The 11,923-nt window shown below is 39.4% G+C and carries 8 protein-coding genes and 1 pseudogene; 2 read left to right on the top strand and 7 right to left on the bottom strand.

Translation table 11 applies throughout. From position 1 onward, the window contains the following. Positions 1-96: IS3 family transposase (locus ACYH9I_RS11125; RefSeq protein ID WP_483560429.1), on the top strand; the 96-nt coding region annotated here is incomplete at its 5' end. Positions 97-206: 110 nt separating this feature from the next. On the opposite strand, the gene ACYH9I_RS11120 is transcribed toward ACYH9I_RS11125, so the two are convergent. From ACYH9I_RS11120 to ACYH9I_RS11105, 4 genes and pseudogenes are all read right to left on the bottom strand, one after another. Continuing rightward, a complete protein-coding gene (locus tag ACYH9I_RS11120) occupies positions 207-446 on the bottom strand; it encodes a hypothetical protein (protein WP_483560772.1) in 240 nt (79 codons plus the stop codon). 227 nt (positions 447-673) lie between these two features. Further along, on the bottom strand, positions 674-2,329 hold the full coding sequence (locus ACYH9I_RS11115) for a hypothetical protein (RefSeq protein WP_483560771.1): 1,656 nt from the start codon (positions 2,327-2,329) through the stop codon (positions 674-676). Between the two features lie 404 nt (positions 2,330-2,733). Next, the gene (locus ACYH9I_RS11110) at positions 2,734-3,756 is read right to left on the bottom strand and encodes a Fic family protein (protein WP_483560770.1); all 1,023 of its coding nucleotides are present in this window, start codon (positions 3,754-3,756) and stop codon (positions 2,734-2,736) included. 66 nt (positions 3,757-3,822) lie between these two features. After that, positions 3,823-3,982, bottom strand: a pseudogene (locus ACYH9I_RS11105) (tyrosine-type recombinase/integrase); the annotation flags it as partial. A 395-nt stretch (positions 3,983-4,377) separates the two neighbouring features. Here ACYH9I_RS11105 and mutS point away from each other — a divergent pair. Beyond that, positions 4,378-6,936, top strand: a complete 2,559-nt coding sequence (gene mutS / locus ACYH9I_RS11100; RefSeq protein WP_483560769.1) for a DNA mismatch repair protein MutS — start codon at positions 4,378-4,380, stop codon at positions 6,934-6,936. A 107-nt stretch (positions 6,937-7,043) separates the two neighbouring features. Here the strand turns inward: mutS and dld are convergent, their stop codons facing one another. The 3 genes from dld to ACYH9I_RS11085 form a co-directional block, all read right to left on the bottom strand. Further along, positions 7,044-8,741: a D-lactate dehydrogenase gene (gene dld, locus ACYH9I_RS11095; RefSeq protein ID WP_483560768.1), complete on the bottom strand. Its 1,698-nt coding sequence runs from the start codon at positions 8,739-8,741 to the stop codon at positions 7,044-7,046. Positions 8,742-8,922: 181 nt separating this feature from the next. Beyond that, on the bottom strand, positions 8,923-9,897 hold the full coding sequence (gene rlmF / locus ACYH9I_RS11090; protein ID WP_483560767.1) for a 23S rRNA (adenine(1618)-N(6))-methyltransferase RlmF: 975 nt from the start codon (positions 9,895-9,897) through the stop codon (positions 8,923-8,925). Between the two features lie 870 nt (positions 9,898-10,767). Continuing rightward, positions 10,768-11,923, bottom strand: a 1,156-nt coding sequence (locus tag ACYH9I_RS11085) for a hypothetical protein (protein ID WP_483560766.1), incomplete at its 5' end; no start/stop codon positions are given.

Here is an 11,923-nt window from a genome sequence, read left to right as displayed (position 1 = left end):
GAATATATCCATTATTATAATCATAGAAGAATTAAATTAAGCTTGGACAAAAAGAGTCCTGTTCAATATCGGGAGTATTATTTTCCAGCAGCTTAGTTTTTTTGTACAACTTTTGGGGTGCAGTTCAAAATCCCCTAAATCGGACGTGATCACGATAACTATTTTGTACATAAAAGGTCAAAACGTCCGAAACCACTGCACTCAATTCATTTTATCCACCAACCCAAAAACACATTAGGATAACGTTTATTGATGACATTAGCCGGAAATCCACCACATACAATAATTTGGTCGAGTTTTTTAATATGCTTGATTATCGGCTTTAGGTTAAATCCTAATAATTGACTCATTACGTAAAATGACTGGTTATAAGCCTTTAAAAAAAGACCTTCTTTCAAAAAATGTATCGGATTTTCACTTAATGCTAATTTTTGTTCTATTTCCATTACATGACTTCTCTTTATTTATTTGATTTTACCCCTGAGCCACCGCCATCAACACTTTCAGCGTCGTCGGCGGCGGGGGCGGTGCGATTGTGGCTTCGCCGCAACAGCGCAACCCTAAGGGAATATGCCCCAACTTACGCAGGGGCGTTATTCTTTGTTAGATTGTCCTCTCAGGCACCATAAGGGCCGCCCCCGCGGTCCAAGGATTAAGGACTAAGATATAAAAGCTAAGGTGCGGCACAAAGGCCAGAGAAGTTTTTGTTAGCACCATCGCCGCCGACATGGCCGTGGGACGAGTAGACAGTAAAGCCATTACTACCTGTCGCGTCGCTTGACCAATAGCTGGCGTTGGCGAAGCCCGCATCAGCGTAGTTGTACATGACGCCCCACTCCGTAAAAAATCCTGCACCTATATGACGCATGTAATTATTATCAGATGAGCTAGGCGTAGCGCCAGAAATAGTAGGATTGGCTGCATTGGTTAAATCACTTACCCTAGGCATCCGATAACCCAAACGACTACACCAATATATTTGGTTAGACAGAGTATCAGCTATATAACTCCGATTGACGAACCACTGCTTTAACACAAATCCATACTTCACCTCATTACCACTACTATCCCTACCCACCAACTCAAAGGTCTGTGGCAAAGATGGTACGGTAAGTCTACTAGGACTACTTGAGCTTATTTGAGTACTACTTGCCCTAGGACCGCTTAACTTAACACGTGCAACAACTTTTCCTCTATCAGCACTAAGAATCCAACCATCATTAGCTGCTACACTTGTCACAGTAGCTGTTATATTACCACGAGTGACCGGAGACCACGTCAACTGACTTGCATCAACTCCATCTATGAGCAAATCAAAATACAATCCATCTGAACCTGTAGTTGGAAAGTTTTGGTCGTAAGATGAAGAATCATTAGACTGAGTTAAAAAACCCTTAGTAGAATCCCACATGCCAGATGGACCTGCGTACTTGTCTGCACCATATTCAAGATTCGGCCTTGCGTACTGGACAAAGTAACAACTACCAGAAGAATTCGGCTCTATGTAATACGTCGCAGCACCTCCACTAAAATTGTTACTGTTCGGCACACCATATTGTGTAGTTATACTTCCCCCTGCACTACTTAAGGTTACCTTATAAGGTGCACTACATTTACTTAATGCATCACCACGACTAACAGTTGTGCCATATTTATCCTTTATTGCTAACGATATAATCCCTGATGCAGTTACTCCATTAATTCCCTGTCCATCTCCATCATCATCTCCCCAACTCATTTGGCTAATTAGACGACTTAAAGTGGTATATGTTGCACCCGACGGTATTACCATATGAATATCATTAAAAGTAAAATTACCACTAGGTAATATTATCGGGTTTGTTGAACTCGATGTATTAGTTGATGGCCTGATAACCCGACCATCCTGCAACTTAATAGACAATAAACTATCTGTATCCGTTGCCTTTGTTCGACCACCATCAAATGTTAAATATGGCCCACTTCCGTGAATAGTATTGGTTGTATTTGCCGTTAACGCCTCTGTACCCTGCGTATAGGACAATAACAACAATGCCGCAAAGAACAATGCCGATTTAGATAACAATGAAGGTCTAAACAATACTGGCGGTTTGGATAGTAATGGCAGCCTTAATAACCACTTGGATATCGACGATAATTTTGTCGAAGATGTTATCGAAGAGTCCGCCGAAGACATCGCCAGTAAAGACCTCGATGACGGCGTCGATTTCGCTACGCGAAATGACTTCGGTGATGAAAATAAGAATTGAGTCCGGTTTTGAATACCGTGAAAATTAAAAAGATTTAGGGCATAGGTTTGGCAGGCCAGATGCCAGATGCCAGATGCCATGCATGGTAGCGCATTTCGATAATCCTGTCAAGTAATTTATTGTTTTATTTATAATTTTTATAACTAACAGCTCGACTAACGAGCTTTTCCTTGCTTTGAAAGCGCTTAAATTATAACCGCTTGATTAATAATGCGCTAGTTTTTCCGTTAAAAATTTGTAAGGTTTTGTTAATGATTGAGTCAACCTATGTTGGCATACTGCTGGGAACGGGTTTTGATGGTGATTTTAGGCTAAAAACCACCAAATAAAAACATCAATAAAATCAGTACCTTTTCTGACCTGTTTTTGTGGGTTAAATGACTATTATAGGGGCATGCTATTTTCGGTTTTATTGGTTTATTAGTTTTCGGCACTTTGTCAAAGTGGTATCAACCTTTGATTTTATTGAAAACCTCATATTAAATTATTCTAAAGAAACAACACTCCAATAGCCAGCCTTAGTCGCACTACCTAAACGTTTTAATAATCCTTGCTCCTGAAGCTGTTTGAGGTTACGTTCAATCGTTCTAGTGCTCACACCTAATTGTGCTGATAGATCCGTGATAGTTGCTGTTGAATCATTTTTTAGTATCTTTAATATACTTTTAGCTGTTTGAGTAATCTTAATAGTATTATTTTTTTCCGACAATTCTCCGTCATTTTCTCCGACATTATTCTGATTAGATGTGTCGGTAATACTTGCTTTTAAACTACTCGCAATAGTTTGCAACATGAAGTCTATAAAACAAGTACAATCACCTGCTCGATCTGCTTCACCAAGTACTTGATAGTATTTTTCTTGATTTTCACAAACTAATGTTTCAACAGGTAACCAAGCTAACTCCTTACGCCATTCACTTAGAATCAATGTTTGCCATAAACGCCCCATTCGTCCATTACCATCTGAAAAAGGATGAATAAACTCTAACTCATAATGAAAAATACAACTTTTAATTAAAGGATGAATATCTGTCTGATTTAACCAATCAAAAAGCGACTGCATTAATATTGGTACACGCTCAGCCTGAGGAGCCATATGAATAAGCTGATTTTCTCGATAGATCCCAACACCACTATTACGCCAATTCCCTGAATATTCAACTAAACCTTTAGTAAGTAGCTTATGTGCTTGTTGAAAATGTTTTATATTGCCACTATTCCATTGTAGAAGTCTTTCATAAGCAAGTATTGCATTACGAACTTCCTGAACATCGCGCACAGGACCTAAAACATGCTTACCATCCATAATAGCGGTAACTTGCTCTATGGATAAACTATTATGCTCAATTGCTAAAGATGCTTGAATAGTTCTGATACGGTTTTCTTTACGTAGTTGTGGTGATGCAAGCCTACCTGTTGCAGACCAATGCCCTAATAATTCACTTATTTCAGAAATAGAATTTATAATTGCAGGCGTAATATTATAAGGTGGTGAATATTTGCTCATTATAAATATCCTTTCTTACTTTGAATTTTGCTGTAATTCATCTAAATAATCGCCCCACTTTTGTAACTATTCTTTACACTCATTATCATAACTATATAGAATAAGTACCTTCAATACCTTTACGTGAATACCCTAATACAGCCGTAGCGACCTCACTCAGACATTGTAATCGAGATAATCCTGTGCGTACAGTGCGTCGTAAATCATGAGGTAACCAATGTGGTAATATGAATAAATAGATATAATGAGATCGATCACATCTTGCCCAGAAATATCGGTCGCAACTATATTTCCCCATGTTTTACTGGATCTGAATACAAAGTGCGTCTTACCTCATCTTGACCTTTAGGCTTACGAGCACCTTTTATTAGTTTTCCTTCACTAGTAAAACGATCTTCAATATATTAAGTAAGATAAAATTGCCTCTGCTACAAAACAATAATCGGTTATAATGGCTCAATCACATGTTAGTATGACCAACTTGTTAATTATACAAAAAAATCATTAACTCATACTTTTAGTCATACTAATAATTGCGTTTAAATGCAATTTTATGATACTTAATAAGGTAAGCATTAAAACATAAAAATTTGAAATAAAACAATATATAGAAATATCGCCATGATTAAAAACGAAAACTTAACCAACCACACCCCAATGATGCAGCAGTATTTAAAACTTAAAGCTGAAAACCCGGATATTTTGCTTTTTTATCGCATGGGTGATTTTTATGAGATGTTTTATGATGATGCCAAGCGTGCCTCGCAGCTTTTAGATATTTCGCTCACAAAGCGTGGTTCGTCAAATGGTGAACCGATTCCTATGGCGGGTGTACCGTACCATGCGGTTGAAAGTTATTTAGCCAAGTTAATCTCGCTAGGTGAGTCGGTGGCTATTTGTGAACAAATTGGCGATCCGGCAACGAGCAAAGGACCTGTTGAGCGCAAAGTTGTGCGTATTGTCACGCCGGGCACGGTCAGTGATGAATCATTGTTAGAGGATCGCAAAGATAATTTACTTGCTTCAATTTGGCAACATAAAAATCATTATGGTTACGCCACGCTTGATATTAGTTCTGGTCGCTTTTATGTGTTTGAATGTGATAGTTTCGAAGCAATGCAAGCTGAATTACAACGCACGAATCCTGTTGAATTGCTATATCCAGAAGAATTTCAATCCATGCCATTAATTGAACATCGCCATGGTCTACGTCGCCGTCCACAATGGGACTTTGATCTTGAAACGGCAAAACAACAGCTTAATTTGCAATTTGGCACTAACGATTTAGTTGGATTTGGTGTAGAAGCGTGCAATTATGCTCTTTGTGCGGCCGGTTGCTTATTGCAATATGTTAAAGATACCCAGCGCACTGCACTACCCCATATACGTTCAATTATTAAACAATCAGCATATGACTTTATGGTATTAGATGCCGCAACACGCCATAACTTAGAAATAACCGAAAACTTATCGGGCGGTACATCTAATACTGTTGCTGACGTGCTAGATAAAACGCAAACCCCTATGGGCAGTCGAATGCTTAAGCGCTGGTTGCATTCTCCCATTCGTGATATTAAGATTTTGCAAAACCGCCAAGATGCCATTGCCGAATTACAACATCATATTGATGACGCATTACCGTTATTAAAACAAATGGGCGATCTTGAACGTGTTTTAGCAAGATTGGCACTACACACGGCTCGCCCACGGGATTTTGCGCGTTTGCGTGATGCATATAACTTATTGCCACAGTTACATCTTTTATTAGGACAATTTAATTCACCTTATTTACAGGCGTTACGTGCCAACATTAATCAATTTGATCATATTGCAACATTATTAAATAACGCAATTGTTGAAGTGCCACCGGCGATTATTCGTGATGGTGGCGTGATTGCAACAGGTTACCATAGCGAATTAGACGAACTGCGTAATCTGGCCGATGGCGCAACCAATTACCTTGAACAACTTGAAATAAGAGAGCGAGAAACACTCGGCATTGATACATTAAAAGTCGGATTTAATGCCGTTCACGGCTATTACATCCAAATTAGTCGTGGACAAAGCCACCTTGCACCGATTCATTATACAAGACGTCAAACACTGAAAAATGTAGAGCGTTATATTATTCCAGAACTGAAAGAGTACGAAGATAAAGTACTTACCTCAAAAGGTCGAGCATTAACGCTTGAAAAACAACTTTACGAACAACTGTTTGATCTATTAATGCCCGACTTAGCTGATATGCAAACCAGCGCAGAAGCAATTGCGGAACTTGACGTTTTAACTAATCTTGCCGAGCGAGCATTAACGCTCAATTATCAACGTCCAACATTGTCAACACAAGCAGGTATTGAGATCCAAGACGGACGTCATGTTGTCATTGAACAAGTGCTACAAACGCCGTTTATTCGCAATTCGCTGCACCTTTCACCAACAAGACGAATGTTGATTATTACAGGTCCGAATATGGGTGGAAAGAGTACCTACATGCGCCAAGCCGCATTGATTGTATTGCTTGCTTACATTGGTAGCTTTGTCCCTGCATCAAAAGCAGTAATTGGACCTGTTGATCGCATTTTTACGCGCATTGGTGCTTCTGATGATTTGGCGTCTGGTCGTTCCACTTTTATGGTCGAAATGACCGAAACGGCCAACATTATGCACAATGCAACAAAACAAAGCCTAGTATTAATGGATGAAATTGGTCGAGGAACATCAACTTACGACGGGCTTTCGCTTGCTTGGGCCTGTGCCGAAAATCTTGCCAATGAAATCCAATCAATGACACTATTTGCCACCCACTACTTTGAACTAACGCAACTCCCCGAGCATATGCAAGGCGTTTATAACGTCCATTTTGATGCCATTGAACATGACAACACGGTCGCTTTTATCCACGAAGTTTCTGAAGGTGCCGCTAGCAAAAGTTTCGGAATTGCCGTGGCAGGGCTTGCCGGCGTGCCTAAAACGATTTTGAAACGAGCCAAACAAAAATTAAAAGAGTTAGAAGTTATCTCAAAACAATCGGCTAACAGCAGCATCGATAAATCACAACTCTCTTTTATAAACGAACCTGAACCTTCAGAAGTTGAAGAAGCTTTAAAACAGATCGACCCTGACGCGTTAACACCAAAACAAGCATTAGAAATTTTATATCAATTAAAAAAGTTAGTGTGATTTAAATAACCACTAATTGTTCTATTGCGATATTATTCTAAAAAAACCGCTAGATGTGATTTCTAGCGGTTGGTTTTAATTATGAATAGCATCTAGAATTTAAAAAATTAAGCCCAATTTTTCTTCTTAGATGTTTTACCTATGCCCGGATTAAGACTGTTTGTAGGATCAAGCTCTTGATAGAATTTTTTCAAATCCTCATTGGCATGATACAAATGCCCCACATTGTGCTCGGCTGGATATTGCGCACCACGCTGATCAAGCAATGCTAAAATCTCCTCCTTAACTTTATCGCAATCTACCCCTTTTTTAGCAATATAATCTTGATGGAACACATAACAGAAAAAATGCCCATAATACATTTTGTAAATAAAGTTTTGATCGATGCTTTCTGGCAGTGTTTCAAACCAATCGGTATCATTACGCCTTAGTGCAATATCTAATGCAACAATGTTTTCTACTGTTTTGCTATGTACATTTCGGTAAGACGTTGCAGCCCCCGCTGCCGCAAAACGGTGTAACATTGCCGCTTCGGCCTCTTTTTCATTGCACAAAAAATAATTACCATTTTTATTTTGAAAATAGTCTTTCAAAAAAGCTTCAGCTTCAGCAATCCCATCATCTGCCATCTTTAAAATAAGATGATGTTCATAACGATCACGATAATCACGCAATGACTTTGGTAAATGATTAGGTAAAAATTTGCAGGCGAAGATAGAAAACCGATCCGAAAAGTTTTTAGGGAAAAATGGGATTTTTGCCGTAACACGATCAACCCAATTTTTAAAAACAAACATGCGCGGCATCATATCGGTACCTAACTTCTTAATAGCTAGAAAGGTCGGTTTTCCATAAACTGCAGCAATATCAAACGCCACACGATGTATATATTCACCCGACACAGGCAACGTTTTAAACTGCCCTAAAATATGGCGACGAATACCATTTAGTTCATTAATATCATTGGTACCGATATAAAAGACTGCCGATTTTTGCTCAAGTGGAAAAGTATCAAGACGCACCGCAAAAACCATCAAGCGCCCTGCACTACCTGATGCTTCATAATGACGGGCGGGATCAGCATTAAATCGTGCAGGTGTATCAGCATCAATTTCACGAACATGATCACAATAATGATGATCATGCCCTAAACCAGCATCATGTTTAATATCCTTATCGGTATAGGTATGATTTTGCAAGTTCTGTAAAATCGTTTCTGGATCATCCCCCAGTTCAATCCCTAAATGATTCACTAAGCGCAACTGCCCTTGCTGGTCTAATTGCGCAAACACTGCCATTTGTGTATACGCTGGCCCACGCTGAATAAGTGCGCCACCAGAATTATTACAGACTCCGCCCATCACAGAAGCGCCAATGCAAGATGAACCAATGACCGAATGCGGTCCACGATGATATTTTTTTAACTCTTTTTCTAACCTAAATAATGTACTACCCGGCAAACAAACAACTTGCTCACCATTTTCAATCACTTTAATCCCATCTAATCGACGAGTACTGACAATCACAATGGGACGATCATAATCATTACCATCGGGTGTCGATCCCCCTGTTAAGCCCGTATTGGCTGATTGTGTGATAACAATCACGTCCGCTTCAACACACGCTTTTAATACCTGCCACTGCTCAACTAACGTCCCGGGTAAGACAACGGCCAATGCATCACCCTCACCAAAACGAATACCTTGACGATAAGGTAACGTACGGTTAGGGTTTGTTAAAGTATATTTATGTCCAACAATACCTTGTAGCTGCTCAATGAGTTGAGCTGTTTGATTACTTTTCATATCGGTATTTCCTATGCATATTGAAGATTGGGTTGTGTTAATAATGGTTATTAAATAACCACCCATCTTAACCAAAAGCAATACAATAAGCTATCGGTATTTTATTAGAATAAACTAAATGAATTTAAGCTACTTTTTACAACAAAATCTGCTCACTTGAATAACAAAAAAGTGGACTAATTTATTGTGGTTGCTCTGCCTTTTGGGCATTTTTTAACAAAATTTGTTGGCGCTCATGTTGATCAAAAAAAGACCACGCGACAAATCGGCTAATTTTTTGCCCTTGTGCCATGGGAATAATATGGCTTTGAACGACATTGGCTTGTTTCAACTTTTTGTTGATTAATGATAAGGTCTCTTTTTTCGACACTAATGACGAAAACCACAAGCATTGGGTTTTATATTCAGTACTTTCGCGAATCATATTAGCAATAAAAGCGGCCTCGCCCCCTTTGCACCATAACTCTGCATGTTGCCCACCAAAATTAAGTACGGTTTTTGGTTTTGAATGCGTTAATTTACCTAACTTCTTCAGTTTAGTTTGTGCACTTGCCAGCGCATCTTGTTCCGAAGCATGGAAAGGTGGATTACATATCGTTAACGCATAAAATTCGTTAGGCTTAATAATATGCTTAAAAATGGTTTGATTATCTTTTTGTAATCGACACTGCAAAGTGTTTTTTAGTAACGCATTGGCCTGTATTATTAAAGAGGCAACCTTGATAGCCGCTGGATTGATATCACTTCCCACAAACGACCAACCATATTCAGCACAACCAATAATGGGATAAATCACATTGGCACCAACGCCAATATCTAAAACGCGAATTTGCTTACCTATCGGAATGCTATTTTGATTATCTTGTGCCAATAAATCGGCTAAATAGTGAATATAATCCGCTCGACCCGGAATGGGCGGACATAAATAACCATCTGGAATATCCCAATAATTTATTTGGTAATCATTAAATAACAAGGCTTTATTTAATATTTTAACTGCCATCGGATCGGCAAAATCAATTGATAAATTACCATATAGATTCGGCTTTACATATTGAGACAGTTCTGGAAGTCTACTCATGAGCTTTGCAAAATCATAACCATTTCGATGTTTGTTTCGGCAATGTAATTGGGGCTTTTTTAATGAGGTTTGCACGGTTGTCCTATTTTATCCAAAAGCAAATAATCGCTATTATAACGGCTTAACTACAATATACGAAAACTGGACCTATCAATTGATCAGAATTGTCATGGTGGGGGTAAAATAAAGTTTTTTTGTTTTGGTGGATGGGATGATGGGTTGGATGCAGAATGTGGCCTTCGGCTGCCCGACGCCGGAATAGGACAAACAACATAACCATCGTTTTTGGGATAGGTTATTGTGTTTTTATAAGGCGGTTTTTGTTAAAAAGCAGCCAAGAAAAACTTTAATAAAATCAATACCTTTTCTGACAGATTTTTGCTATGTTATTTTTATAGATTGCCGTATGGTTGTTTTTTAACTTTGTTTTGAGGGCCAAGTCAGTTGGTGTTTTTTGATATAAGCAAAATCAAAAACCTTTCGCACCCCAGTTGGGAAGTTGCAACCTAAGATGCGTATATCGCTGATTTAACAATATCCCCCTTACTTTCGTCCTTTTTATCAGCAAGCTTGCGTGACAATTTTAGGTTGAAAGCCTTGGGTAATGAATAAGTGCTGTGTTAGTAGTGCTCATTTTACTGTTAGGCATATTATGCCAAGCATTTAATAGATGCCATCAGTTGAATTAACACCACTATTTCAAAGTACGCAACAAACACTTATCCTTACCACCAACTGCTTGGTTATTCTTATTTATTTTACCCCTGAGCCACCGTCTGCCATGCTTTCTGCATCGGCGACGGCGGGGGCGGGGCGGCACGATTGTAGCTTCACCGCAACAACGCAACCCTAAGGGATAGCCCCCTCGGGGGCTTTATTCTTGTCTATATTATCCCTCTTAGCACCATAACCGCCCTACGCGCCCTAAGGATTAAGAACTAAAACCTAAAAGGTGCAAACAGCGTAATATCGGAAAAAGTAGTCGTTGACGATGCCGTCTTCCGAGTGGACAAGTAAGTACGAGTTATCTATTTTAACGTCGCTTGTCCGGTAGTGGTCGCCGATAAAGCCCGCATCAGCGTAGTTGGCCATGCGGCCCCACTCCGTGAAAAAACCTGCACCTATGTGACGCTTGTAATGATTATCACTAGAGGACGGCGTGGCACCTACTGCACCTTGACAACGATCTCCACTCCACGTTCCTGAACAAACCGCATTGGTTAAATCCCTTACCTGTGACAAACGATAACCTAAACTATTACACCATGTGATTTGATTAGAAGGGGTATCATATTTATAACCCTGATGGACGAACCACTGCTTTAAGACAAATCCATACCTCACCTCATTACCACGACCATCCCTACCGACCAACTCAAAGGTCTGTGGCAAAGATGGACGTGTTAGTGAACTTGGATTACTTGAGTTTATTTGAGTACTATCAGCTTTAGGACCATGCAATGTTACCCGTGTTACATTCTTAGATTTATCTATAATCCAGTTATCATGTTGTACGGCATCTCCAGTCCATGGATCTTGGTGTGAATCTGTACGCGGCCTTGTCCAACTCACCGTTGCGCTTATACTACCATTTGTGATAACCGTCCAACTCAACTGGCTCTCATCATCAGCGCCACCAATAAGCAAATCAAAATACAAGCCATCTAAACCTGTAGTTGGAAAATTTTGGCCGTAAGATGATGGACTCGTTGACTGAACTAAAAAGCCCTTTGTAGGACTCCATATGTTAGATGGGCCGGCGAAACCATCTGTACCATGATTAAGATTTGGCCTGACCGAGCAAATAACTAGCTGTGATAAATTCGGATTAATATAATAATCTACCGTTGCTCCACTGAAACTACGACTACTTGGCACACCATACTGGGTTGCTAATGTGCCACTTGTATTTGTTAAGGTTACCCTATAAGGAGCCTTACATATATCCAATGCATCACTACGATTAACAGTATTGCCATCCTTATCCGTAAACGATACCGATATATCCCCTGTAGCAGTAACACCATTTATACCCTGTCCATCTCCATCATCATCTCCCCAATAATTATACCTAGTGACTAAATCACTTAAACTCACTGAA

It is taken from the genome of Gilliamella sp. X-23, assembly GCF_057063545.1.
The sequence above is the reverse complement of the archived record's forward strand: the minus strand, read 5'-3'. Positions and strand labels throughout refer to the sequence as shown.